The 25,864-nt window shown below is 40.8% G+C and carries 21 protein-coding genes; 7 read left to right on the plus strand and 14 right to left on the minus strand.

What is annotated here, in order from left to right:
• The first annotated feature begins 273 nt into the window (after positions 1-273).
• On the plus strand, positions 274-2,025 hold the full coding sequence (locus ACPZ3T_RS14245; protein WP_490277000.1) for an ABC transporter ATP-binding protein: 1,752 nt from the start codon (positions 274-276) through the stop codon (positions 2,023-2,025).
• 85 nt (positions 2,026-2,110) lie between these two features.
• Complete coding sequence (locus ACPZ3T_RS14250) at positions 2,111-3,523, plus strand: sensor histidine kinase (protein WP_490277001.1); 1,413 nt, start codon at positions 2,111-2,113, stop codon at positions 3,521-3,523.
• A gap of 349 nt (positions 3,524-3,872) precedes the next feature.
• Here ACPZ3T_RS14250 and ACPZ3T_RS14255 read toward each other — a convergent pair whose 3' ends face one another.
• From ACPZ3T_RS14255 to ACPZ3T_RS14270, 4 genes are all read right to left on the minus strand, one after another.
• On the minus strand, positions 3,873-4,211 hold the full coding sequence (locus ACPZ3T_RS14255; RefSeq protein WP_490277002.1) for a P-II family nitrogen regulator: 339 nt from the start codon (positions 4,209-4,211) through the stop codon (positions 3,873-3,875).
• Positions 4,212-4,634: 423 nt separating this feature from the next.
• A complete protein-coding gene (locus ACPZ3T_RS14260) occupies positions 4,635-5,291 on the minus strand; it encodes a DUF1295 domain-containing protein (RefSeq protein WP_490277003.1) in 657 nt (218 codons plus the stop codon).
• 36 nt (positions 5,292-5,327) lie between these two features.
• Entirely contained in the window at positions 5,328-6,098 is a 771-nt protein-coding gene (locus tag ACPZ3T_RS14265; protein WP_490277004.1) for an SDR family oxidoreductase, read from the minus strand.
• Between the two features lie 147 nt (positions 6,099-6,245).
• Positions 6,246-7,076 (minus strand): DUF8623 domain-containing protein, encoded by an 831-nt coding sequence (locus ACPZ3T_RS14270; protein WP_490277005.1) that lies wholly within the window; start codon positions 7,074-7,076, stop codon positions 6,246-6,248.
• An 84-nt stretch (positions 7,077-7,160) separates the two neighbouring features.
• Here ACPZ3T_RS14270 and murG point away from each other — a divergent pair, with 84 nt between their 5' ends.
• On the plus strand, positions 7,161-8,234 hold the full coding sequence (murG, locus tag ACPZ3T_RS14275; protein ID WP_490277006.1) for an undecaprenyldiphospho-muramoylpentapeptide beta-N-acetylglucosaminyltransferase: 1,074 nt from the start codon (positions 7,161-7,163) through the stop codon (positions 8,232-8,234).
• A gap of 88 nt (positions 8,235-8,322) precedes the next feature.
• Here the strand turns inward: murG and ACPZ3T_RS14280 are convergent, their stop codons facing one another.
• Positions 8,323-8,694, minus strand: a complete 372-nt coding sequence (locus ACPZ3T_RS14280; RefSeq protein ID WP_490277007.1) for a hypothetical protein — start codon at positions 8,692-8,694, stop codon at positions 8,323-8,325.
• 304 nt (positions 8,695-8,998) lie between these two features.
• A complete protein-coding gene (locus ACPZ3T_RS14285) occupies positions 8,999-9,790 on the minus strand; it encodes an HAD family hydrolase (protein WP_490277008.1) in 792 nt (263 codons plus the stop codon).
• 105 nt (positions 9,791-9,895) lie between these two features.
• Here ACPZ3T_RS14285 and ACPZ3T_RS14290 point away from each other — a divergent pair, with 105 nt between their 5' ends.
• Positions 9,896-10,708: a hypothetical protein gene (locus ACPZ3T_RS14290; RefSeq protein WP_490277009.1), complete on the plus strand. Its 813-nt coding sequence runs from the start codon at positions 9,896-9,898 to the stop codon at positions 10,706-10,708.
• Between the two features lie 11 nt (positions 10,709-10,719).
• Here ACPZ3T_RS14290 and ACPZ3T_RS14295 read toward each other — a convergent pair whose 3' ends face one another.
• The 4 genes from ACPZ3T_RS14295 to ACPZ3T_RS14310 form a co-directional block, all read right to left on the minus strand.
• A complete protein-coding gene (locus ACPZ3T_RS14295) occupies positions 10,720-11,454 on the minus strand; it encodes a DevA family ABC transporter ATP-binding protein (protein WP_490277010.1) in 735 nt (244 codons plus the stop codon).
• A gap of 43 nt (positions 11,455-11,497) precedes the next feature.
• On the minus strand, positions 11,498-11,623 hold the full coding sequence (locus tag ACPZ3T_RS14300) for a hypothetical protein (protein ID WP_490277011.1): 126 nt from the start codon (positions 11,621-11,623) through the stop codon (positions 11,498-11,500).
• Positions 11,624-11,879: 256 nt separating this feature from the next.
• Positions 11,880-13,058, minus strand: a complete 1,179-nt coding sequence (gene devC, locus ACPZ3T_RS14305) for an ABC transporter permease DevC (protein ID WP_490277012.1) — start codon at positions 13,056-13,058, stop codon at positions 11,880-11,882.
• A gap of 108 nt (positions 13,059-13,166) precedes the next feature.
• Positions 13,167-14,591: an HlyD family secretion protein gene (locus ACPZ3T_RS14310; RefSeq protein ID WP_490277013.1), complete on the minus strand. Its 1,425-nt coding sequence runs from the start codon at positions 14,589-14,591 to the stop codon at positions 13,167-13,169.
• A 1,018-nt stretch (positions 14,592-15,609) separates the two neighbouring features.
• Between ACPZ3T_RS14310 and ACPZ3T_RS14315 the strand changes: the two genes are divergently transcribed.
• Complete coding sequence (locus ACPZ3T_RS14315) at positions 15,610-15,816, plus strand: hypothetical protein (RefSeq protein ID WP_490277014.1); 207 nt, start codon at positions 15,610-15,612, stop codon at positions 15,814-15,816.
• Here the strand turns inward: ACPZ3T_RS14315 and ACPZ3T_RS14320 are convergent.
• The 4 genes from ACPZ3T_RS14320 to ACPZ3T_RS14335 all read right to left on the minus strand — a co-directional run bounded on the left by ACPZ3T_RS14320 (position 15,774) and on the right by ACPZ3T_RS14335 (position 20,272).
• The gene (locus ACPZ3T_RS14320; RefSeq protein ID WP_490277015.1) at positions 15,774-17,522 is read right to left on the minus strand and encodes a serine/threonine protein kinase; all 1,749 of its coding nucleotides are present in this window, start codon (positions 17,520-17,522) and stop codon (positions 15,774-15,776) included. The genes ACPZ3T_RS14315 and ACPZ3T_RS14320 overlap by 43 nt on opposite strands.
• A gap of 92 nt (positions 17,523-17,614) precedes the next feature.
• Positions 17,615-17,743 carry a hypothetical protein gene (locus ACPZ3T_RS14325; protein WP_490277016.1) on the minus strand — a complete coding sequence of 43 codons (129 nt, stop codon included), beginning with the start codon at positions 17,741-17,743 and terminating at the stop codon, positions 17,615-17,617.
• Positions 17,743-19,989, minus strand: coding sequence for an FdhF/YdeP family oxidoreductase (locus ACPZ3T_RS14330; RefSeq protein ID WP_490277017.1), 2,247 nt, complete (start codon positions 19,987-19,989; stop codon positions 17,743-17,745). The genes ACPZ3T_RS14325 and ACPZ3T_RS14330 overlap by 1 nt, the downstream gene beginning before the upstream one ends.
• A gap of 31 nt (positions 19,990-20,020) precedes the next feature.
• Complete coding sequence (locus ACPZ3T_RS14335) at positions 20,021-20,272, minus strand: hypothetical protein (protein ID WP_490277018.1); 252 nt, start codon at positions 20,270-20,272, stop codon at positions 20,021-20,023.
• Between the two features lie 23 nt (positions 20,273-20,295).
• Between ACPZ3T_RS14335 and ACPZ3T_RS14340 the strand changes: the two genes are divergently transcribed.
• Entirely contained in the window at positions 20,296-22,329 is a 2,034-nt protein-coding gene (locus ACPZ3T_RS14340) for an FAD-dependent oxidoreductase (protein WP_490277019.1), read from the plus strand.
• Positions 22,330-22,967: 638 nt separating this feature from the next.
• Complete coding sequence (locus ACPZ3T_RS14345) at positions 22,968-25,559, plus strand: GAF domain-containing protein (RefSeq protein WP_490277020.1); 2,592 nt, start codon at positions 22,968-22,970, stop codon at positions 25,557-25,559.
• Positions 25,560-25,864 lie beyond the last annotated feature (305 nt).

The following is a 25,864-nucleotide window of genomic DNA, read 5'->3' on the forward strand; positions in this document are numbered from 1 at the left end:
GACTTTTTATCATGGGGGTTTTACTTGCACATCAAAATCTGATGTCTGTAGAGGTAGGAGATTTAAACTCCGACTGTAGTAAGATCCCCCAGGGTAAATCAGAACTTTGGCACAGAGGAGTATTAAACTCTTGAATTACAGTCAAAAGGCAAAAGATACTGTATATACTTAGGCCTGTCCCTAATTGCCAGTTTTGCAATTTTGGATTTTAGATTATTCAATCCAAAATCTAAAATCTAAAATCTAAAATTTTTAGTCCCCAGTCCCCCTTCCATGCAACAATCTCGACGAATTACGAAACTTGGTGCTTATCTACGTCCCCATTGGCGAGAGGCGACATTGGGTATTTTGGCTTTGTTGTCTGTTAATGGACTAGGTGTTTATATTCCTTGGTTGATTCGTGCTTGTGTTGACCAAATTGCTAGTAATGTGATTTGGGAACAAATACTACGTTATGTAGTAGTGATTATCTTACTGAGTGCCGCTATGTGGCTGATTCGCATGGCTTCGCGGCTGTGGATATTTGGTGTAGGACGACAAGTCGAATTTGATCTCAAACAAAGGATTTTTGAACATTTACTGCATCTAGAGCCTGCTTATTTTGCCACTAATACAATTGGTGACTTAATTAGTAGGGCTACTAGTGATGTAGATAATGTCAGACGGTTGTTAGGTTTTGCGGTGCTAAGTTTAGCCAATACGGTATTTGCTTATGCCTTGACACTCCCCGCGATGCTAGCCATTAACGTTAATCTCACCTTGGCGGCGATCGCAGTTTATCCTTTGATGTTTGCATTAGTGCATTTGTTTAGCAATCGTTTACGTCAGCAACAAGCCAAAGTCCAAGAACAAATTTCTGATATCAGTGAGTTAATTCAAGAAGATATGAGCGGCATAGCTTTAATTAAAATCTATGCCCAAGAAAACAACGAGCGTCGAGCTTTTGCCCAAAAAAACCAACAGTTATTGGGGGCTAACTTGGAACTAGCCAAAAGTCGCAATACTTTGTTTCCCCTAATTGGTGGTTTAGCTGGTTTGAGTTCCCTGGTGATAATTTGGTTGGGAACAAACCAAATTCTAGAGGGAAACCTAGCTGTTGGTGACTTTTTGGCATTATTAATCTATGTTGAGCGTTTAGTATTCCCAACGGCGTTACTAGGGTTTACTATTACCGCCTACCAACGCGGAGAAGTTAGTATAGACCGTTTGGAAGCTATATTTAGCGTGCAAGCAAAAATTAAAGATAGTGAAGATGTGGTTTATCTGCCCATAGCAGAAGTGAAAGGGGAATTAACCGCTAAAAATTTCAGTTTTACTTATCCAGGTGCGAATCAACCAGCTTTAGATCATCTCAATTTTATAATTAACCCTGGAGAGACAGTAGCAATTGTTGGTGCAATTGGTTCGGGTAAGTCAACTTTAGCTAATGCTTTACCAAGATTGTTGGACATTGCACCGGGGCAGTTATTTTTAGATGGGGTGGATATTACCCAAATAGCTTTAGCAGATTTACGGAATGCGATCGCCTACGTTCCTCAAGATAGCTTTTTATTCAGCACTACCATCAAAAATAATATCCGCTACGGCGACCCTGGCATTGATCAACAATATGTTGAGTCTGTGGCTAAGTCATCACAAATTCATCCAGAAATCATGAATTTTCCCCAACAATACGAAACTATAGTTGGGGAGAGGGGGATTACTCTCTCTGGTGGACAAAGACAACGTACAGCTTTAGCTAGAGCCATGCTAGTTAATGCACCCGTTTTAATTTTGGATGATGCTCTTTCTAGTGTAGATAATCAAACTGCTACTCAAATTCTTCATCATCTTTCTAGTGGTACTAGACGTAAGACTGTAGTTTTTATTACACATCAACTTTCGGCGGCTGCCGGGGCTGACCAGATTTTTGTGATGGATAAAGGCAAAATCGTGCAAGTAGGTAATCATCTGGAACTCTTGCAGGAAGAAGGTTTATATAGAAAGCTCTGGAGTCAGCATCAAGTAGAAGAATTACTACGTTAAGTGTTTTCTCTCTACGCGAACCTGGGGAAATACGCGTATATTGATCGTGTATATTATGCCTTTAATGGTACACGTCAGTTTCCTCATGTTAGAATTATTACATAACTTTTTTTCCGAAGGTTTATTTATTCCCCACGGACATTGCTACCTTTGGAAACCTGGTTTGGTGTGGTTGCATATCCTCTCTGATTCTTTGATTGCCCTTGCCTATTACTCAATTCCTATTATTCTTGTCTATTTCGTCCACAAGCGAGAAGATTTACCCTTTAAATGGATACTGCTTTTATTTGGAGGTTTCATTGTCTCCTGTGCTACAACTCATGTCATGGAAATCTGGACGCTGTGGCATCCAATGTATTGGCTATCTGGTTTAATTAAAGCCATTACTGCTTTCATTTCAGTGTACACAGCTATTGTTTTAGTTCCGATTATTCCCCAAGCCTTAGCCTTACCCAGTCCCGCACAACTAGAGGCTGCCAACACTCAATTAAAGACTGAAATTATCGAACGCAAAGCCGCAGAAGCGGCTCTTTTAAAAATCAAAGCTGAGTTAGAAATCAGAGTTGAAGAGCGGACAGAACAACTCAAACAAGCAATGATAAAATCTTTAGCTACTGCGAATAAAGCCCAAGAGCAAGCAATCAAACTAGAAATAGCCCTCAAGGAATTAGCAAATACACAAGCACAATTAATTCAAACCGAAAAAATGTCTTCCCTGGGGCAACTAGTTGGCGGTGTTGCCCATGAAATTAATAATCCCATTAATTTTATTTACGGTAATATTCATTTTATTCAAGAATATTCTCAAGATTTATGGAAATTAATTTCCCTTTATCAAAAAAACTATCCCCATCCAGTCCCCGAAGTCGAAAAATATACCCAAGATATTGATATTAATTTTGTGCAATCAGACTTTCAAAAAATCTTATCTTCAATCAAAATTGGGGCAGAGCGGATTCGAGAAATTGTCCTGTCGTTACGTAATTTCTCACGGCTAGATGAAGCGGAAATGAAAGCAGTAGATATTCATGAAGGCATTGAAAGTACTTTGTTAATATTGCAAAAACGCTTAAACAATCCAGCGAGACAGACACAGATTCAAGTTATTAAAGAATATGGTAAACTACCACAAATTGATTGCTACCCTGGACAACTGAATCAAGTATTTATTAACATTCTTTCTAATGCCATTGATGCCTTAGAAAATTCATCACAACCACAGATTTATATTCACACTCAACTTTTAGATAATCAGCAAGTGATGATTCAGATAGGTGACAACGGTTGTGGCATGACAGAAGAAGTCAGACAAAAAATATTTGACCCATTTTTTACTACTAAATCTGTTGGTTCAGGTACGGGTTTAGGGATGTCAATTAGTTACCAAATCATAGAGAAGCACGGTGGACATATTGAGTGCATTTCTTCACCCAATGGAGGGACAAAATTTCTGATTCAAATTCCGACTGCAATTGATTCATCATCCCATTCTTCGTAATAGCATCTCTTACCCCTAGCCTAGGCTGTTGACTTTGTTAAAATTTGGGCGGTTTTTAGTAATTTTGTACGCGATGTTTAATTTGTGCCTCAAAGCCTTCTCAAAACACAGTTTCAGCCATCGTAACTACGCACATTTTTTGCATGGACAAAATCCCAAAAAAGGTACAGAGTCAACAGCCTACCCCTAGCCCCTCTCCTTGTAGGCTAGGGTGTACACACAAGTCTAATAACCTAGCCCTACAACGTTTTGATCCCCCCTAACCCCCCTTAAAAAAGGGGGAACAAGAATCAAAGTCCCCGTTAAAAAGGGGGATTTAGGGGGATAAAGGGTTAACAGCAGTCAGAACTTACACTGCTTCTGTATTTTTTTCGCCAGTGCGAATCCGCACCACTTGCTCTACTGGTGAAATAAAAATCTTACCATCACCGATTTCTCCAGTGCGCGCAGCTGAGATAATTTTGTCAACCACCATGTCAACTTGGCTATCCTCAACGACAATTTCTACTTTGAGTTTTTGCAGAAATTCAACGGTGTACTCAGAACCACGATAGCGTTCTGTTTGTCCTTTCTGCCGTCCAAAGCCGCGAACTTCAGAAACCGTCATACCTACAATACCAGCGTTGACTAAGGCAATTTTCACTTCGTCTAGCTTAAATGGACGAATAATTGCTTCTACTTTTCTCATGTCATCGACTCCTAATTTTTAGAAGGTTTCTTCATATATCTAACCAGATCAAATATCTGACACTGTGACAATTCAGCTCATGTCAAAGGCAGATGTGAGAATTGCAACTTTTTTTAATTGCATCTGACCCAGATAAGCATTTATCAGATTAGCAGTAGAACCTAGGAATTGATTGGTTAATTTGGAAAATTTTGATATTAAATTACTCTCAGCAAACACACTGTTACTATGTGGCTTTGATCACACTGGCTCTATGAGTATAAAATTTGTTAAAATCTGGGCGAAAATTTGCCAAAATAAAATAAAATGCCCCATTAGCTAATGTTGGCTAAAAGTTAGTGCAGCAAAATTTAGCGATCGCCATTCTTCGCCATTCTATATATAATTTAACGTTTCGTGACGCGTTATGCTGTGCAGAAAATATCACCAAATAAATGGAATTAATCGTGAGCTAGATTGTTGGTAATCAGCATAATCTGTGTATTTAGCAGACATTGACTTTTCTTTTTGGGCAATGCGTTGCAGATAGAGAACAACAACAGTTCCAGGCACTAAATAAGCCCAAGGCGAACCCGCTACGACACTAAAGCTCAAATACCGCAGCAAATCACCAAAGTAATTGATATTCCGGGAAAATCTCCAGATATTATCCCGAACTAGTCCTACTCCATGTTCCTTGGCTGTTAGCTTCTGCACATCCGCAGTTGCATTGATCAGACTACCAAATGTGTATAGTGGTAATGCGATCGCTGTCTCGGTTATGGATAGAGGTACAGGGTTAGTAAATGCTAAGTATCCTGGTAAAGCGTAGAAAACTCCCACAAATAACAGGGCTAAAATAAACTGAAAAATTCCTACAGGTTCATTAAATAAGTTGCGCCTTTGGGGATATAGCCATTGTTCCACTAGCCACCAAACACAGTAACCAATGTGCAAACATAGATAAATAATTTGTCGTAAGTCTGGAATACCAAATACCACCGCAAAAGCCAGTAAACACAAAATTGTCAGAACTTTTGCAGTATTAATGGCGGTGAGTGCTGTTAACCTGGGCTTTTCAGCGTTGGCTGTATTCTGCATAGTTTTACTGATGTAATATTTTAATAACGTGCAATTTTATACTCGCCTACTAACTAGAGTGGCACTAGCTTGATCTACGGGCATGAGTATAACTTCATTAATATTTACATGAGGCGATCGCGTTGTACAAAATAAAACCACATCCGCCACATCATCCGGTGTCAGGGGTTTAAGTCCTTGATAAACTTTTTTAGCCCGCTCTGTATCACCATGAAAACGCACATCACTAAATTCTGTTTCCACCATACCAGGATCAACGGAAGTTACACGGACTGGAGTACCAATGAGGTCTTGTTTTAAACCTTCAGAAATTGCCTTGACAGCCGCTTTAGTAGAACAGTATACATTACCACCGGGATAAGTTTGATGTCCAGCAATTGAACCAATATTTACCACATGACCACGGCCACGATCTACCATTCCCGGCACAATATAACGGGTGAGATATAGTAAACCCTTGATATTAGTATCAATCATTTCCTCCCAGTCTTGGAAATCGCCTTCATGCAGCTTATCTAAACCGCGACTCAAGCCAGCATTATTAATCAGAATATCTACATCTGACCAATCTGGGGGGAGGCTGGATATAGCAGATTCTACAGCAGAGCGATCGCGCACATCCAACTGTATTAAATGAACCTCTTGCGGCTGGATATTGAGCGTCTCTACAAGTTGCTGTAATCTTTCCAACCGCCGCGCCGCTAAAATTAGTTTTGCACCCGCATCAGCAAACACCTTGGCACAAGCAGCACCAATACCGCTACTTGCACCAGTAATTAACACAATTTGATTTTTCAGCGAAATCATTTTAATTCGTAATTCGTAATTCGTAATTCGTAATACCGTTAGGAAGCAAGCTACGTAACTATACTCTCGCCCCTCTCCTCCAAGGCTAGAGGTTTTGATTCTTGCTCCCCTTCCCTTGTAGGGAAGGGGTTGGGGGTTAGGTTTGATTTATTTTCTCACCACCTGCAAACGCTGAGTAACTATTGTCATTCCACTACCCCGTAGAATCACGGCAGAGATCCAGCGATTACCAGGGGTAGAGGGGGCGCGTCCGACTTTGAATAAACCACCAGCATTGAGTGGCTTTAAATCTACAGTGGTGGGGTTAAGATATTTTGCGGCTTGAATTGGTTCTTCTAGGGCTGTTCCCAAGAGTAAATCCTCACCCAAGGGTTCTTGGACGATCGCATCAAAATTATACTGCTGACCGACTTTAACTTGTGGGGGCAATTTCACATCTACTTGGGGTGGCTTGCTACCGGAAGTTAGTAAGGTACGTTCGGAGAGAATATCCTGACGCATGATTTTACCACCTGTAATCCGTTGCCGAGATTTAATGGTGGTTTCCAGTGCCAAATTATTACTTTTGGGTGAGGGTGAACCTGTGATTTTAGTTACCGTTTCCACAATAATGGAATTGCCTTGAGTCTTCCAAGACTGTAGTTGTGTGCTGTAGCGTACATTGGGGTGGCGTTTCCAAAATGTTACTAAAGCTTTTTCCATTGTTTGACGGTTTAACCCATCTCCGTGCCTGAAAAGAGGGCTGTAGTATTGCAAAACTCCTTTGACATCGCCTTTACTAGCGGCTGCGTCAATTTGCGTTAACAGATTTTTGACCGAAGCTGGAGCATTTTGAGTATTATTACTTTGGGCGATTTCCACGGCTTGAGCGTGCTGCCAACTATTAACTAAACCCAGTGAGCATAGAGATAAAATCAATGCCATGCTTGTGAATAGCTTGTTTTGGCCTTTGAGCAAGAATAAAATGGTCTTTTTCATGGGTAAGATTTTACTGATTGGAGTAGAGAAGGTCAGGAAATTGTTTTATGTTAATTAAGCTAGGAGCTAAACGGTAGAGTTTGAATGACAAACGCACCCATAAAATTACTAATAGCTGCCAGTGGAACTGGTGGACACTTGTTTCCGGCGATCGCATTGGCGCAAAAACTCCCAGAATATGAGATTGAATGGCTAGGTGTCCCCAATCGGTTAGAAACCCAGCTTGTACCTCAACAGTATTCTTTGCATACTATTGCAGTTGAAGGGTTTCAGCAAGGGTTAGGCATTGCTTCTTTACTAACTTTGGGTAAACTTATTAGTGCCATTTTCCAGGTGCGCCGACTCCTGAAACAAGGTAATTTTCAAGGAGTGTTTACCACTGGAGGTTACATTGCAGGGCCAGCCGTGATTGCGGCACGTTCTTTGGGTTTACCTGTAGTTTTTCACGAATCTAACGCTTTACCCGGTAAGGTAACGCGTTTTTTTGGCCCTTGGTGTACCGTCGTCGCCTTGGGATTTGATGTGGCTACTAAGTATTTACCCCGTGCCACCAATGTCTGCGTAGGTACTCCCGTCCGTTCTCAATTTTTAGATGCAGCTAGTTTAAAATTAGATTTAGCTATTCCTGAAAATGTTCCTTTAATTGTGGTGTTCGGTGGTAGCCAAGGCGCAGTGGCGGTAAATAAATTGGTGCGCGAGTCTGCGTCAGCGTGGTTTGATGCTGGTGCTTATGTAGTACATTTAACAGGCGATCGGGATGCCGATGTGGGTAGTTTACAGCATCCCCAGTATATAGAATTACCTTTTTATGACAATATGGCGGCACTATTGCAACGCGCTAGTTTAGCTATTAGTCGTTCCGGTGCAGGTAGCTTAACAGAATTAGCTGTGTGTGGTACGCCAGCGATTTTAATTCCCTATCCCTTTGCAGCCGAAGACCATCAATCTTACAACGCCGAGGTGTTTACTGAAGCTGGTGCAGCGTTGAGTTTTAAACAGTCACAATTAACAGCAGAGTTATTAAAAACCCAAGTTTTAGATTTATTGCGATCGCCACAGAAGTTAACTAAAATGGCAGAAAATGCCAAGGCGATCGCAGTTCCTGACAGTGCTGATAAATTAGCCTCTCTAGTCCGGGAAGTTATCAACACTCAATAGTAAATAGTATTTTGACCCTCCGAATTTTAGATTTTAAATTTTGGATTGCCAGATTGAATCTAAAATCCAAAATCTAAAATTGATTGGCCTATGACTGATTGTTTTGTAGCTCATCAGCACTTCTTTTAGCTGTATCTGTGTACACAGAACCCCATTGTTTTAAAGCCTCCCCAGATTCCTTAGCAATCCTTTTAGCTCTTTCACCAGGCGCATCTTCTGTTTGACGAGCTTCTTTATTCCATTCTCCCGTAGTTTTTGGTCTATCAGCATCATCCTGATGTACAACTTTGTCTAATTGTCTAGTAAAATTATCCTGACTCCGCCCATAGTTCATGTTATTATTCACGCCTGTTGTTAGCACTAAAAAACCAATTAATACAATCGTCAACAAACGCTGAACTGCCAATTTTTGAACTAAAAACTTGATATTATTGATTGCTTGATTAAATAAACTTGCCATGATTAAATACTCCATGAATTGGATGTAAATATTTTTCGTATTTGGTAAAAATTAACCAAAACCTATTGTTGTATAACCAATTTAGCCGCCATCACCACAATTCAAATTTAGATATAAAAAGCTAGTGATTCCTCTAACAAAAGTTATAAATTACTCCTAGACTACAGAAGGTTTTTTAATTTGAATTAGCAGTATTTCCCATCCCTCAATGTAGAAGGTTGGGTTGTAGCTTGCTTCCACGGAGTGGTACGAAATGAAAACCAACAAACCATCGAAAATGTTGGGTTTAACCTAACCGTATTGCCTACACCCCTGCCAAAATATAACTTGACAACTCACAAAAACCTGCTCCCTCGGCTGCGGTGGTGATGTAAGTTGGTTGATATTGCATTTGGTTGGCATATTTCAATACATTTGCTACGCCGACGGAGATTGGGAAATAACGCTGATTGAATAAACTTTCATCATTGGGACTATCGCCAACTGTGACAATTTGCTCTGGGGTGTAATCAGGGAAGTATTCTCGCAATACTTGTAATAAACCGATGGCTTTGTCTTGTCCTTGGGGTTTGATGTGACACTGCACGTTACTGTAAGTAAATCCCCAGCCTAGATTGTGACAGAGATGATTAATAGTTTGTAATTCATCTAGATTCAACCCTGCTACATCAAATGTCCAGTCAGTGATGCGAAAGGCATTGTCGGCTGATTCTTGAATTTGGGGAAATTTGGCTTTTAATTGGGCAAAAGTCAGGGCTAACTGATGACGATGGGCGGTAAATTGAGGAATGGGCGTTAAGGCTACTGTTTCCTCACTACCAGCTAGATAAAATATACCTCCATTTTCAGCGATCGCGCCAGCAATTGGCAACAAGCTATTTAATCCGTTCACCCAGCCAGCAGAACGTCCTGTGACAATAATCACCTGAATACCAGCCGCTTGTAAATCTACTAACGCTTGTAGTAAAGCCGGAGAGAATTTTCCCTGAGTTGTCAATGTGCCATCCATGTCTGTGGCAATGAGGCGAATCTTGCCAAAATCAATAGACGCATCTGGGGAATGAGATTTTAAACTGGGAGTAGGGTTTTTGTACATATACAGTGGGAGACAATCTGTAAAAAATACCAATAATACAGCAAGTTTACAGACAAAATCTGGGCATCCTAAAAATAATTAGTCCACTGTTTTCATGTACCAGCTATGCTAACTCCCATATACCTTGCTCAATCACAGTCATCCAAAGCAAAAAAGCCCATAGCGACACAGCAAGCACCAGCAAAAGATCCTTTGATGCCACAAGTTTTGATGATGACTTCTGGCGGATTATTAGTAGCTTTGATTGCCTTGATTATTTTTGGCAAAATGCAGTTTACTAAATATGAGAAAAAAATCAAATTTGAAAAATTTCGTGCCAGAGAATTAGAAAAAAAATTTAAACTAGCACTAGAAACAATTCGCAAAATGGAAACGAATCCCGATTTGGTCAATTCACGGGATTTTAACCTAGATTATCTGCGGATGCGGATGGCTGAGGAAGTATTTCATTTTGCCATTGTTAATCAAATTAAAATCAGAGTTAAAGATAAAATTTCCCAAGCTTTACGCCCCAATCAATCACAGCAAGGCATGGTAGGAATTGCTAACAATGCAGCACGGCAAGTAGATGAAATTTTTGATGTTGAATATGAATCTGGGACTCCGCCAAATATAGCTAAACGTGTCTTATTTCGGATTCAAATTCGTTTGATGAAGTTACCAACACAAGCAACTTCTGCCACAATTAGCCAAATTATTGACTGCTTAGAAACTTATCTGAGTCCAGTTGACGACGAAGATAACTGGCAGCCCACAATTCAAGGACGCATCGCTCATATGCACTGGGATCAAAAAGCTAAACCTACCCCATTATTGGTGTTAGAACAATCAAATGAAGGTGTAAATGTGACGTTTCGCACTAGTCGCCAAGCCAATGTTTCCACACCACAGAAGCCGTCAGGTTCTACTAAGCGATAGTCAACAATTAACTATTGTGTTTCAGTCCATGCTCCAGCATCATAACTGATGATTGCGGTTTGGGAATCACGGGCTAGGATACCATCTTCCATTTCCACGATGCGATCGGCAATGTCTAAAATGCGGTTGTCGTGGGTAACTAACAAGATGGATGTTCCTTGTTCTTTGGCAAGACGTTGCATAATTTCTACCACATCACGGCCTGATTGTTTATCTAAGGCGGCGGTTGGTTCATCTGCCAAGACTAGGGGAGGATTATTCACCAGGGCGCGAGCGATCGCAATTCTTTGTTTTTGTCCACCAGACATATTATCTGGGTAGTAATCAATGCGACTTTCTAACCCTACAGATTTTAACATGGTCTGTGATTGGGCGATCGCTTCCTCTTGAGAAACGTGTTCGTTCAACTCCACAGCCATTTGCACATTTTGTCTAGCAGTTAAAAACCCTAGCAAATTGTGGGCTTGAAAAATATAGCCAATACTCCGCCGAATTTGGACTAATTTAGTCTGACTCGCACCAGATAATTCCACACCTAAAAATTTTAAACTTCCCTCTTGTACAGAACGCAAACCACCAATCAAACTCAGTAATGTAGTTTTACCTGAACCTGATGGGCCAGTCATGATTACGATTTCTCCAGGATAAATTTCCAGGTTAATATCAAACAGAATTTGCCTTCTTAGTGCGCCTCTACCATAATAATGATTCAGGTTACTAATCGCAATCACAGGTTCATTTCTCATGATTATTTAAGTCAAGAATAAATTGGTAATTTGTAATTTGTCATTAGACATTTGCTTTAAAAATGGGCATTGGGCATTGGGCATTGGGCATGGGAAGATTAATGTTTACTTTTCCTTGAGAGGGTAGCTCATGGATTGTGTTGCATGAATATTGTTTTGTTTCGCCCACAGTACAAGCACAATCAGCAGGGTAGAAGCATAGAATTACACGATAATTATTACTTTTGCAAGATGCCTATTCAATAAGAGAATTGATGTGTAGTTTTATCGCAGATGTTTTTAACCTTTTTATTGTATTTTTCATGAGTGATTTTATGAAGCGTATTCATGATTTAATATGATGAAATAAATTATAAATTATCTTAATAAATTATCTTTCACAATTAAGATTTAATTTATAATTATTTTCTTGTAGCAACAGCAATTTAAAAAATATCTGCTGGGTCTGCGGACTTTAATTTCCTAACAGCGATTGTCCCGGAAATAACGCACATAATAAATGTTAAAATCAAGACAATAATGGCACGTTGAAAACTCATAAAAACGGGTAATAATGTAGCATTTCTGGCAGTTTGATAGAGAAACATTGTAAAAGCCCATCCGGGAATATAACCTAAAAAAGCTAAGATTACAGCCTCTTGGAGAATCACACCTAATAGATATTTATGGGTGTAACCAATAGCTTTTAAAGTAGCATATTCAGATAAATGATCTGCTACTTCTGTATACAAAATCTGATAAACAATCACAGTGCCTACAATAAAACCCATGATTGTGCCTAAACTAAAAATAAAACCAATTGCTGTACTACTTGCCCAATAATATCGCTCAAAATCAATGAATTGCTGTTTAGTTAGAACATTGATATCTTGAGGTAAGTAATTACGTAATTCTTCGGCAACTCTGTTAGGATTAGCCCCTGGTTTTAATCTGATTAAACCAATATCAATTAATCCTTTTTGACGAGTAACAAACAGCCGTAAGAAATTAATATCACTGGTAATTAAATTACCATCCGCACCGAAGGAAGTGCCTAAAGTGAATAATCCGCCTACTGTAACTCTGCGTCTGCGAACTTCTGCTGTGACAGTTTTACCTTGCTCAAAATATTTGGCGATCGGCCCATATTCTTTTCGAGAAGAACGGTCAAATAAAACAGTGTCAGGCAGTTTGAGGTTATCTAAATTTTCTGCCACTCCTTCTAAATCAAAAACATTAGTTTCGGGATTAATCCCAAATACAAGAATGCTGCGAGTTTTACCAGTATCAGGATTTTTCCAAATCGAGTAATCTAAATATATAGGATGTACAGATTTTACTGAGGGTAATTCTAAAGCTTTATACAGTCGTCTTTGTGAAAAGCTTTTCATCGCCAGTACAGCATTAGATTGACGATTCAGCAAGACAATTTCACCTTGCAAGCTGCTATGGAAGCGGACGTTACTGTAGTAAAGTGCATCCTGAAAACCTAGCTGCATAAACATCAAAATGTCTGCAAAAGCAATGCCAGCTAAAGCTACAGCTAATCGAGTTTTTTCTCGTGTTAGTTGTAACCAAGCTAGAGGTATTTTTTTGCGATTAATTGCTGTGAGGAAATTAGTCATTAGTTAATTAGGCATGGGGCATATCAATTCAAAATTCAAAATGAAAGACATTTTGGGAATTGGGAATTGGGCATGGGGCATTGGGGTAAAATTTACCCTGTGGCTTAACTAGTTATTAATTTCAACCAATACCTTGGCGTAGGTTAAACCAGAAACTTTTTGACTATCTTCTGGTGACAAAGTAATTTTGACTTCTACAACCCTGGCATCAACATCAGCAGCAGGATCTGTATTGAGGACATCTTTTTTACCAATCCTTCTACCAATTTCAGTGACAGTTCCTTGTAATTCGCCGCTAAAAGCACCATTATCGCTAGAGACAGTTACACTTTGACCGATACGAACTCTACCAATACCATCTTCAGGTACTTCTGCTATCACAGTCATTTGTTCAGTGTTACCCATCTCAGCAATACCTTCTGAGCTGATACCTTCCCCTGATTTGGTGTGAATTTTTAAAATTTCCCCAGATGAGGGTGCTTGCACGTAGCTTAATTTTAGTTCTGCTTCGGCTTTTCTGACATTAGCGATCGCATTACTAACTTGAGCTTGCGCCATCTGCACATCAGTCGGACTGACTTCCACCAGTCTTTTAAGTCTGGCTTTTTCTTCGTCAATTTGTCTTTGTAAAGTAGCAATGGTTTTCTCTCGTGTTACCCTCGCTTCTACTAACTGCTGTTGCAAACTGGATAAAGTTTTCACTTGATTAGCTCTAGCCTCAGCTACTTGCTGTCGTATAGTAGCTACTGCTTGACGCAGGGTAGCTTGGGTTTCAATTACCTGTTGATTAGCAGTAATCGCACTCAATCGCCTTCTATCTCGTTCTTGCTGAGAAATCGCACCTTGTCTGTATAAAAATTCGTAGCGTCCAGCGTCTACCTGAGCATTACGTTGCTCGGCTTTGATACGATTGAGTGTGGCTCTTAAACTATCTTGTTGCCCTCTGAGTTCCGCTTCTAAGCGATTCACAGTGGCTTGTTGAGCAACTTTTTCGGCACTTAATTGGGCAGCTATACGAGTAATCATTGCTTGCTGGGCTTCGCCTTCTCCCCGTAACTGCGCCTGTAAACGAGCAATAACGGCTGTTTGCGCTTGAATATCTCTAGGCGATCCTGCTCTTACTTGTGCCAAACTAGCACGGGCTTCTTGGAGTTTAGCTTTGGCTTCTTCCACAGCCGCTAGTTGAGTATCATGATTATCTAAAATGGCAATCACTTGACCTTTTCTGACTCGTTCTCCCTCTTTGACAAATAGCTGCTTAACTCGTGAAGCTGATTGTAATCCTCCCACTGGTGCGGAAAGTCTAATCACTTCTCCTTGTGGTTCTAAACGTCCCAAAGCACTAGTACTACTAGCAACTGGTTTGATGGGTACTGATGGGTTAAATTTGCTGATTTGCTCAAACTTCGCTGTAGCTAGTAAGCCAGCCGCAACTGCTACAGGTAGGGCTACAGCAAGACCCCACCAAATCTTAGGTTGTTCTAGCTCAAGTGGCTGCTCTCTTGAGCTTTGCTGCTCAGTCACCCTTGACATGGTTTTTTTGCCTGTTTATCTCAAATTGTGCTGATGAAAGTCAATTGGTAATTCGTAATTCGTAATTCGTAATACTCGCAAAGCGAGAAGCAAGCTACGTAATTCGTAATTAAGAATTTGCTACTTGATTTTGGTTTTGATGCTATACCTGAAAAATATTTAACTTCACAGCTTTTTAAATCAGTTATCAGTTATCAGTTATCAGGCTTGTTTGGGTTTACTGCTGACTGTTCACTGTTGACTGTTCACTGTTTAGTGTTCACTATTCAATGGCGATCGCCACGCCAATCAATAGTAGGCTATGAGGGTTAGATGCAAATTTATGATGTTAATTATCTATAGCCATCCTATTTCACTGGTTGGCATTGAGAAAATCGAAACCTCAACAGTTTTTCAGACATAAAGTTTCTTCTCTCTCATCCATGATTGAGGATAGTTATATCTTTTATTACGTAAGTTATCAGTTAGACAATCTGATTTTGCAGATAGATTTCAGTTTGCCAAACTTTTCCCAAATTTTCTGCAATCTATATGACTTTATTGGGCTTTTTTGGTGAGTTTCTGCCGCAATTATCATCAAAATACCATTTATGCCGCTAAATTTGGTGCTGTAGCGATCACTTTTGATTTTTACTCCAATGCTCAATCACTCATAACTAATTACTATTTTTGATTGCGGCTATTAGAGCTAAAACTTGCTGATTATACCACGTTAAATTACCAAATATACAGCCAGGAATAGCTAAAATTTTATTTTTTTTTAGGTATTATTGGGGATGACAAATGATATTTTATGCTATGGTTACACCTTCGTATAGATTTTTCTCAGTAATTAACGAGAATAAAGGGGTTATAAAGAACTTATAAAAATCATATTAATTCTGCTTATTATAGTGGTCAAACCGCAAATTAAGTTTTACAATCGAATCGTAATCAACTATACAGAACGAATTATAGTCTACCAAGTATATCAACCCCCTGATTGGCAAAGCAAGACCGTCAGGGGGTATTAATTTGAGTGGGGACTGGGTGGAGGGGGCAGGGTGCAGGGTGCAAGGGGGCAGGGTGCAGAGTGCAGGGGGCAGGGGGCAGGGGGAGACAAGGTAGACAAGGGAGAAATATTTACCCCAATGCCCAATGCCCAATGCCCAATGCCCAATGCCCAATGCCCAATGCCCAATACTACCGCCAACCTAAAAACTTTAAGCTGGGGACAATTAGGTAATAACTCACTCCTAACCAAAAACTGGTGAAGATGCCAACGGAACTAAAAAAGGCTATGGGTAATGAGAGTTCTGACCATAGGGGACGACTAGAAAATTGTAGGACGGTGGTGGGGAATCCGAAAATGAGTAATGTGGCTAAACCCATTGCTGCCCCAAAGCCTCCGAGGACAGCATAAACTATGTGATGACTACGAAAGCCTGTACTCAGTGCTAGAAGAAAAACGCCAATGGCTGTGGCTGCTACTAAACCTTCACCGCGATCGCTAGCTGATGTGATAACTTGCCATAATAACCAGCCTAAAATATAACTGACTGTTCCCATGAATGATATTGTTAAAAACCTTCGCCGTTGACCAAAACACCCGGAAGATGCGAGTCCCCAGGCTGTACCTAAGCCGGCGGCAGCAAATACTAGGAGTTCTGCACCAATGGTAGGTTGAGATTGAGTAGCTAATTCGGGTAACTGAGTAGAGATCAATTCGACTAAGCGATCGCCTAAACTGGTATGATATGCCAAGGTAAAACCAAAAATTGTGCCAACAGCCGCACCCAAGGCAGTAAGTACCATTGCCCAAATAGTCGCTACACAAGCCAAGAAAATCTGCACTATTGTTTTAACTATCCACAAACAGATTTTGCGAATAGTTTGACCAAAGTTACCTAAAGCTTGTTCACTCGCTTGCAGTAAGAGTTGAGATTGATGAGTAACTTGGGTTAAAACCCCTTGGAAATTTTTGGCAAGTGATGAAGTGGATGGTTGATTAATTTTAGTTAACCGTTTTTGGATCATAGCAGCATTAGTAGGGCGCGATCGCACATCCTCATTTACCATCTCGTCCAATAAATCTGCTAACTGAGAATTGACATTCACCCGATGCCGCCACTGCAAAACCCCCGTTTGCGGATCTTCCAAATCGGGGGGATATTTTCCTGTGAGCAATTCTATCATCGTCCGTCCCAAGGCATAAAAATCAACCTCTGGGCCGACATTGCCCCCTCTTACCTGTTCCGGTGGACTGTAACCCGATGAAAATAATCTCGTAGAACTAGATTCTTGGCGCAACTTCGCCATTTTGACGTGTTTTGCCCCACCAAAATCAATCAATACCAATTGTTCCCAACCAGTACCCCCTTGATTTGGTAATGCTGTGGAAACCGGAGTCCGCAACATTAAATTTGAGGGTTTAATATCCCGGTGAATGATTTGGCGTTTATGCAATTCCTCTAAAATTCTCAGTGCTTGAGTCAACCACTTAACAACAATCTCCTCTGGACACCCTTGGGGATAATTCTCTAAAATCTCTGCCAGAGTCGGCCCGTTGATTTTTTCCATCACCAAACAAGCTAACTGTCGCCGTTTGGGATTAGACAAATTAACTTGAAAATGCCCATCAGGTTCAACTTTCGGCACACCCGGATGGCGCAAACTTACCAAAACCGCCGCCTCTTGGGTAAATAATTCCAGTGCCTTGGGTGATTCTTCTACTAATACTTTTAGCACTTTTTCGCTTTGTGTCACTTCATCCCAGACTGTGTAAATTTGAGCAAATCCCCCTGCACCCAAGGGTTGAAGCGGCACATAACGATCTAACAGATGCAGCACCGCGCCACAGCTGTTACAAAACTTGTTACCCCAAGGTTGGGGATAGGGACGTTGACAGTCAGGATTTATGCAGTGAACCGCAGTCTTACTGATGTGGGACACAACCGCTACATTACAAAGACTGACTCGATTTTAGCGTTTATTTGGAAATAAAGGGCATTGGGCAATTCAATTCAAAATTCAAAATTCAAAATTCAAAATTGAAGAGTGTTACTCCCCCTGCTTCCCTGCTCCCCTGCCCCCTTGTCTACCTTGTCTACCTTGTCTACCTTGTCTCCCTGCCCCCTGCCCCCTCTGCTCCTCTGATGTTTAATTCCCAGCATCACGACTTGTAAATACAAACCGGAACTCTTTTATAAGCAGGTGTACCACTTTGTGGATCAATTATTGCTGTAAATAAGACATTAGCTTCAGGATAAAACATAAAAGCTACACCTTCACGAATTGCTCCACAAATAATTTCAATATTTTCTAATTTACCCTTATCGCCTTTAACTGTAACGCGTTGATGTTCCTGAAATCCTGCTTTTTTGATATCTACAGGATTCATCAAAATACAGTGTCGGTGGGGCATTCCTCGATACTTATCTTCACTACGATAAACTACAGTATTATGTTGACCATAACTGCGTCCTGTTCCTAAAATTACTACAATTCCTGGCTGATTTTCTCCAAGTCCAAAGGCTACTTTATTTGGTACAGATAATTGTGGTAAAGGTGTCACAAACATTTGCGCTTTACCATCGGATGTGAGAAACTTTGGTTGTTCTAAAATTCGCCCCTCAATGAGAAATTCTTGTTTGGTTTGGTCAATTGTGCCAATTTTTTTATATCCAGGAATGGTTTTAGCAATCAATTCTCTAATGTAAACTGTATCTTGGAGTTTGCGCCAATTTATTGGGGTTTCACTATGTAAACGATGAGCGATTTCTGTGATTAATTCTATTTCTGAAATTAAGTCAGCGTGCGGTGGTTGTAAATGACTTTTACCTTCATCGTTTAACCGGACAAAGTTATTACCTGATTCCGTTGTGGTTTTGTGAGGATTTTCAAAGCGATTAAATACAGGTAAGATTAAAGTTTGCTTTTTACCTAATCCGTGAAAATGCCCTAAATTTGGTTTGGTAGATATATAGAAAATGGTTTCTATTTGTGATAATGCTTGTTTTGCTTGTTGCAAATCTGGGTTAGCTGCATAGAGATTTCCACCTAAACATAATAGTGTATCTATCTTGCCTAATTCTGAGGCTGTGATTAAGTCACGGGTATGATAACCAGGAGTTTCATTGAGGGGTTTTCCTAATAGTTGAGATAGTGCTTGTTTAATTTCTTCCCGCAAATTAACAGTGACACCCATTGAACCAAATCCCTGGACGTTAGAATGTCCCCGAATGGGCATTGTACCAGCACCAATTTTACCCGCGTTACCTGTGATTAAGGCTGTATTAGCAATACTAAAAATATTATCTACACCGTTTGCTTGTTGAGTTATGCCCATTGCCCAAGCAAAAACTACACGGTCTGATGTACCAATTATATAAGCTGTGGCTGTAATTTCTTCTTGAGATATACCACAGGTGTTAGTTATATAATCCCAAGATATATTATTAGCGTAGTCTATAATGTTTTGCCAATCATTGGTATAGGATTTTAAATATTCGGTTTTAACTAAATTCTGTTCAATCAGGGATTTTTGCAAGCCTACAAACAAGGCGACATCACTACCAGGAATTGGTTGTAAATATAAAGAAGATATATCAGAACCACCTGTGAGTAAAGATTTAATAGGAAATGCCGGAGAGGCGAATTTAACTAAACCGATTTCAATTTGGGGATTAATAATAATCACTTTACCGCCCCTTTCCCGCAGTTTAATCAATTCATTCATTAGTCGGGGATGGTTGGCGGGTGCATTAGAGCCGATTAAAACAATACAATCACTGTGTTTTAAGTTTTCCAGGCTAACCATTGATGTACCTGAGCCGAAAACCTTTTTTAAACCCACAGTTGAAGGTGCATGACATAAATCTGAACAGTCTGCTAAATTATTACTACCGAGCGATCGCATGAATAATTGTAATAAATAAGCAGCCTCATTAGATGAGCGTCCAGAACTATAACTAGCAATCCGTGCTGGGGGTAAATTGAAAGCTTGTGTAGCGATATGATAAACTTCTTCCCAGCTAAGGCGTTGATAATGAGATGAACCTGATTTGAGTATGAGAGGATAAGTTAATCTACCCAAGCGATCGCACTCTTGAGAAGTCAGTTGTTGTAATTCACTAATGCTATATTCTGAGAAAAAATCTCGTTTAATTCCTGGTTGTAATTCTGCGGCGATCGCCTCTACACTTTTAGCACAGCGTTGTAAATATTCTCCCGCTTCATTAACAAATCCCCCTTGCTGTCCACCCGTACCCCAAGCACAAGATAAACAAGCACTTTTATGATTCAGAGTTTGCCATAATTTGAATCCCTGGGGTGAGAGAGTTTGTTCTACCCAATACTGAATTACAGGTAAACCACCCCCAGCCGGGGAGTTAGAATTGCTTGGAGATAAGTTATCCATAAGTTAGCTCAATCTCAACTCGCTTTACTAACTATAGTAATTGGGGACTGGGGACTGGGCATTGGGCATTGGGCATTGGGCATTGGGCATTGGGCATTGGGCATTGGCGATAAAAAAAATTATCCTTCTTGTCTCCCTTGTCTCCCTTGTCTCCCTTGTCTTCCCTGCCCCCTGCCCCCTGCTCCCTGCCCCCTGCCCCCTGCCCCCCGCTCCCTGCCCCCTGCCCCCTGCCCCCCTGCTTGCCATGAACATTCCCAGAATGGTAACGTCTACAAGTTGGCACAGAGTAGAAATAGTTCTCACACCATGAAGCGTAGACAAAAAGTAGCCTCACTGATTAGTCTGACCTTAATCTCTGGCTACCTCGTACCACATTCCGCTATTATTGCCGCCCCACCGAGAAATCCAGATAAAACGATTAATTGTGACATTTTAGTTGTAGGTGGTGGACTCTCTGGTGTAGCTACGGCTTATGAGGGTTTGTTAGCTGGAAAAAGGGTTTGCTTAACAGAAATTACTGACTGGTTGGGAGGGCAAATTTCTGCACAAGGGACATCTGCGTTAGATGAACGACCAACTCAACGTTCTCGCCAGTTCTATTCTCGTGGTTATCTAGAACTACGCAACCGCATTGAAAAAAAATACGGTCAACTTAACCCTGGAGATTGTTGGGTAAGTGATTCGTGTTTTCTGCCCCGTGATGCTCATAATATCACCGTGCAGATGCTCAAGGATGCGGAAAAACGGGGTAGAGGTAAGCTAGAATGGTTTCCCAACACAGTAATTAAAGAACTGGGAATTACTCGGCAGAATAATAGTACCACTGGACAGGTAATTAATAGTGCGATCGCCATCCAACATCAACCAGCCAAAGGCGCACCACCCCTAAACACCTTTCCCCTATCACAAACCATAGAAGACGCATACCGCTACAACAATTCATCTCGCTTCACTAAAACTATTATTCGCTTTGTCCCCAAGCAAACCAAAGGGAAAATTCCCTGGTATGTTGTAGACGCTAGCGAAACCGGAGAAATTATTGCTTTAGCTGATGTTCCCTACCGCTTAGGTATTGATGGGCGTTCTTTCCTCGAACCTTCATCATCCAGCACTAGCAATGATCCTTACTGCACTCAAGGCTTTACCTACACCTTTGCAATGGAGGCGACAAAAGACCCCCAACCGCAAAAAATGCCGCCTTTTTATCTGCAACACTCTCCCTACTTCAGTTATGAATTAGAGCGGTTAGCTAACTTTGATTTAGTATTTACCTATCGCCGCATTTGGAGTCCCAACAAAGGAAAACCCACCAGCTTTAGAGGTGTCAACTTTACTGCACCCACCCCAGGGGATATATCCATGCAAAACTGGACTTGGGGTAATGATTATCGTCCCGGCACTGCCAAAGATAACTTAGTCTACACTCGTCAGCAACTACAAGCTACAGGACAATTAAAACCAGGCGGTTGGATGGGTGGACTCAGAACACAAACCTTACGCAAAGGCGAAGAACACGCCCTATCTTACTATTATTGGTTAGTCGCTGGCACAACCGATTCCCAATTAGGTAAGGATGTGAAAAAACAACAAACCAATAACCGCTTTTTATCGGGTTTAAATTCCCCAATGGGGACAGTGCATGGTTTATCGAAATATCCTTATATGCGGGAAGGGCGGCGTATTATCGGCCGTCCTAGTTGGGGACAACCAGGAGGCTTCACGATTTGGGAAATTGATATTTCCCGCCGCAATTATAACGATGAATATTACCGCAAAACTCTGCCAGCAAATATGTATCGTCAACTAAAAGCAGCCTTGGCAGGTTTAGAAGCGACATCAGTAATTTCCGGTCAAATTAAGCCAGATCAAGTCATGCGGCGTACCCGCTCTACTATTTTCCCCGATGCTGTGGGTATTGGTCACTACGCCATTGATTTTCATCCCTGCATGACCAAAAGCCCACCAGAAGCACCCGGTAATACAGAACGCCCAGGAGAAAGACGCGGTGCAGGACAAGCTTATCCCTTCCAAATTGCTCTGAGGGCAATGATTCCCCAAAAAGTTGACAATTTAATTGTCGGTGGTAAAAGTATTGCTACTAGTCATATTGCTGCGGCTGCTTATCGGGTTCACTCCTTTGAATGGTCTGCTGGCGCGGCGGCTGGAACTGTCGCCGCTTTCGCCCTCAAAAATAACGTCGCACCTTATGAATTAGTGGATGATTTACCAAAGCCAGAACCGGAATTACAAGCCGTCAAACGTCTATTAGAGAAAAATGGTAATCCTACCGCGTTCCCTGATACTTCCATTTTTAATCAAAATTGGCAAGATTGGCGGTAGTTACGTAGGGAATAGGGAATGGGGAAAGTATTAAGACTGCACTACTTCCCTCAATATACAAGGTTGGGTCAAGCGCAGCGCAACCCAACATTAATCTCGGAAACTTAACATAGATATTGGTGTTGGGTTTCCTTACCCCAACCTACTGGACTAACACGCCTAAAATGTTGCATTAAATTTGGATGAAATTAAACGCAGATGTAGCTTGCTAATTTACAGTGAACCTTGGATTTAATTTTTCGAGTTCCCTGATTGGCTCTGCCTCCTCGAGCTTGCCTAAATGTATCAATCTGCAAGTGAAACGGTATGAGGTGTTAGTTTAGCTTGGTTGTAGGGAACTATATATAACAGTTGACGGTGAGGCAAGTCATAATCTTGGCTTGATTTCCTGATCATAATTAAATACATTAGTATATTTAGTAACTAAAGTTAGTTAAATGAGTTATCTTAATATTTATGGCTATAGTATTTTTTAGAACATGGGGTAAGCATCTCGAACTACTAGTTAAATAAGGAGTGAAGCGGGATGACGGTGAATTAACAACAGATTAAACTATGGATCATATAAATCGCTAGTTGCTGGGGCAACACTGAGATAAATTTCTACCCATGTAATCCTGTTATATTAAAAATTACCTATGTCAGCTCAACAGCGTAGTTTTGGGGAGACGGCTGATTTGATTATTGGTGTTCGTAATCAAGAAAATCAAAATTTACCAGTCAACACTTCTCCAGTTGGGTCTTTAGCTCGGCGGAAAGGCACTATTTCAACATTTCTCGCTCCCCTGACTCAAGATACTTTTAAACAAGTTGTCACAGAAGTTGAGCAGAAGTTACATATTGTACATCAAACCCTGTCTATGCTCGATTCTCAAGGGTTTGAGACAATTCTGCAAGAAATGTTACATTCAATTACCTTCAAAACAGGGGAATTGTTGGGAGCAGACCGGACAACTATATTTTTATTAGATGAAGAAAAACAAGAACTGTGGTCAATAGTTGCCGAAGGAGAAGGCGATCGCTCTTTGGAAATTCGTATCCCCGCCGATAAGGGAATCGCTGGGGAGGTGGCAACTTTTAAGCAAGTAATTAATATTCCCTTTGATTTTTATAACGATCCACGCTCTATATTTGCTCAAGAAAAAGAAAAAATCACGGGCTATCGCACCTACACAATGCTGTCCTTACCTCTGCTGAATGAACAAGGACAATTGGTAGCAGTGGTGCAGTTACTCAATAAATTAAAATCTAACTACAATCCTCATGCACCATTAGCAGAACGCATCGATACTATCGGCTTTACTAGAAATGATCAACAATTATTTCAGGAATTTGCCCCCTCTATTCGTCTGATATTAGAGTCATCACGCTCTTTTTACATCGCCACCCAAAAACAAAGAGCCGCAGCTGCGATGATGAAGGCGGTTAAGTCTTTGAGTCAAAGCAGTCTGGACTTGGAAGATACCCTCAAACGGGTAATGGATGAAGCTAAGGAACTGATGAACGCCGATCGCAGTACCCTATGGCTCATAGATAGCGATCGCCATGAACTATGGACTAAAATTACTCAAGATGATGGTTCAACTAAAGAGTTGCGAGTCCCCATAGGTAAGGGTTTTGCTGGTATGGTTGCAGCCTCTGGTCAAAAACTCAATATCCCTTTTGATTTATATGACCATCCCGACTCAGCCACAGCCAAACACATTGACCAACAAAATGGCTATCGTACTTGTAGTTTACTCTGTATGCCAGTATTTAACGCCGATCAGCAGTTAATTGGCGTAACTCAATTAGTCAATAAAAAGAAATCAGGGGATTTTCCCCCCTATAATCCCAATGATTGGCCGCAAGCACCGGAATGCTTTCAAGCTAGTTTTGACAGCAACGACGAAGAATTTATGGAGGCTTTTAATATTCAAGCCGGGGTAGCATTGCAAAATGCTCAGTTGTTTGCCAGAGTCAAGCAGCAAGAACAAATGCAACGGGATATTCTGCGGAGTCTTTCTAATGGTGTAATTTCTACAGATAAAGCCGGAGCAATTATTGCAGCTAATGACAGTGCTAAACGGTTGTTGGGATTAGCAGATGAAGAGCGTTTAGAAGGTAAATTAGTTAGTGAAGCGATCGCCATTAAAGAAGGTGATTTTAGTAAATGGTGTCAAGATGCTTTACACGGTCAAGACCTCAAAGGTCGTCAGCAATATTACCCTGACCGCACCTTATTAAGTATAGAGAAAGAAGCAGAACAACATAGTATTAATTTATCAATTAATACGATTGCCGATGCTAGCGACCCACAGCAAGTTTGTGGCGCACTGGTAGTTATGGAAGATATCAGTGATGAAAAGCGGCTCAAGAGTACCATGTATCGCTACATGACTCAAGAATTAGCAGAAGAACTTTTGAAGTTAGATGATGCTAAACTGGGAGGCGATCGCAAGGAAGTCTCAATTTTATTTTCCGATATTCGTGGCTACACCACTTTGACAGAAAATCTGGAAGCAGAAGAAGTGGTCAGTATGCTCAATGAATATTTTGAATCAATGGTGGAGGCTGTTTTTAAACACAAAGGCACTCTCGATAAATATATCGGGGATGCCATAATGGCTGTGTTTGGTTCGCCTCTCCCCCTAGAAGAACACGCTTGGATGGCGGTACAAACATCACTGGAGATGCGCCATCGTTTATATGAATTTAATCAACGTCGCTACGCCGCTAATAAACCCAAAATTAATATTGGGATTGGGATTAATTCTGATACCGTCATTAGTGGTAATATTGGCTCTAGTAAACGGATGGAATTTACTGCGATCGGTGATGGTGTTAACTTAGGTTCTCGCCTAGAAAGCGTCAGTAAGCAGTACGGTTGCGATATTATTCTCAGTGATAATACTTTTAAACCTTGCCAAAATCAGATTTGGGCGCGAGAACTAGACTACATTCGTGTCAAAGGCAGAACCGAGCCTGTAGCTATATATGAATTGGTAGGTTTACGCTCTGATCCTATTAATGATGAGAAGTTACAGGTCATAGAACATTATCATAAAGGTCGTGAATATTATCTTCAGCAGAAATTCACTCTCGCTAGAGCGGAATTTGCCAATGTTTTAGCCGCAGATAAACATGATAAAGCGGCAATGTTACATCTTTTACGTTGTCAACATTGGTTACAATCACCCCCAACCACTTCCCAATGGGATGACGGCGTTTGGACTTTCCAGGAGAAGTAAATATTGTGCATCTAGTTTGAAAAAAGGGTGTAAGGGTGTAAGGGTATAGGGGTGTAAGGGAAAGACTTTTTCATGTGTTCTGGTGTATGCAGTTGATGATGGTTACTTATACCGTTTCTTGATGTAGCTTGCCTGGCGTAGCCATAGATGCACTTTATTCTGTACTGTAGAGACGTTGCATGCAACGTCTCTACATCGTTTATTTGGCGCAACTTCATAGAGAATTGGTATTAGTTACAGCACTTTTGAAGTAAGTGACGTAGACCATGAATAATAAGTAACGAGTAAGAAATTTACTCATGACT

The organism is Aliinostoc maniaoense, from assembly GCF_058172895.1.

Excerpts from the sequence above, each read along its gene's own strand:
- ACPZ3T_RS14280 (WP_490277007.1), bottom strand. The coding sequence starts at position 8,694 with ATGGCAAGTTTATTTAATCAAGCAATCAATAATATCAAGTTTTTAGTT.
- ACPZ3T_RS14255 (WP_490277002.1), bottom strand. The coding sequence starts at position 4,211 with ATGAGAAAAGTAGAAGCAATTATTCGTCCATTTAAGCTAGACGAAGTG.
- ACPZ3T_RS14330 (WP_490277017.1), bottom strand. The coding sequence starts at position 19,989 with ATGGATAACTTATCTCCAAGCAATTCTAACTCCCCGGCTGGGGGTGGT.
- devC (WP_490277012.1), bottom strand. The coding sequence starts at position 13,058 with ATGACTAATTTCCTCACAGCAATTAATCGCAAAAAAATACCTCTAGCT.
- murG (WP_490277006.1), top strand. The coding sequence starts at position 7,161 with ATGACAAACGCACCCATAAAATTACTAATAGCTGCCAGTGGAACTGGT.
- ACPZ3T_RS14270 (WP_490277005.1), bottom strand. The coding sequence starts at position 7,076 with ATGAAAAAGACCATTTTATTCTTGCTCAAAGGCCAAAACAAGCTATTC.
- ACPZ3T_RS14310 (WP_490277013.1), bottom strand. The coding sequence starts at position 14,591 with ATGTCAAGGGTGACTGAGCAGCAAAGCTCAAGAGAGCAGCCACTTGAG.
- ACPZ3T_RS14260 (WP_490277003.1), bottom strand. The coding sequence starts at position 5,291 with ATGCAGAATACAGCCAACGCTGAAAAGCCCAGGTTAACAGCACTCACC.
- ACPZ3T_RS14295 (WP_490277010.1), bottom strand. The coding sequence starts at position 11,454 with ATGAGAAATGAACCTGTGATTGCGATTAGTAACCTGAATCATTATTAT.
- ACPZ3T_RS14345 (WP_490277020.1), top strand. The coding sequence starts at position 22,968 with ATGTCAGCTCAACAGCGTAGTTTTGGGGAGACGGCTGATTTGATTATT.
- ACPZ3T_RS14250 (WP_490277001.1), top strand. The coding sequence starts at position 2,111 with ATGTTAGAATTATTACATAACTTTTTTTCCGAAGGTTTATTTATTCCC.
- ACPZ3T_RS14265 (WP_490277004.1), bottom strand. The coding sequence starts at position 6,098 with ATGATTTCGCTGAAAAATCAAATTGTGTTAATTACTGGTGCAAGTAGC.
- ACPZ3T_RS14245 (WP_490277000.1), top strand. The coding sequence starts at position 274 with ATGCAACAATCTCGACGAATTACGAAACTTGGTGCTTATCTACGTCCC.
- ACPZ3T_RS14290 (WP_490277009.1), top strand. The coding sequence starts at position 9,896 with ATGCTAACTCCCATATACCTTGCTCAATCACAGTCATCCAAAGCAAAA.
- ACPZ3T_RS14340 (WP_490277019.1), top strand. The coding sequence starts at position 20,296 with ATGAAGCGTAGACAAAAAGTAGCCTCACTGATTAGTCTGACCTTAATC.
- ACPZ3T_RS14285 (WP_490277008.1), bottom strand. The coding sequence starts at position 9,790 with ATGTACAAAAACCCTACTCCCAGTTTAAAATCTCATTCCCCAGATGCG.
- ACPZ3T_RS14325 (WP_490277016.1), bottom strand. The coding sequence starts at position 17,743 with ATGCTGGGAATTAAACATCAGAGGAGCAGAGGGGGCAGGGGGCAGGGA.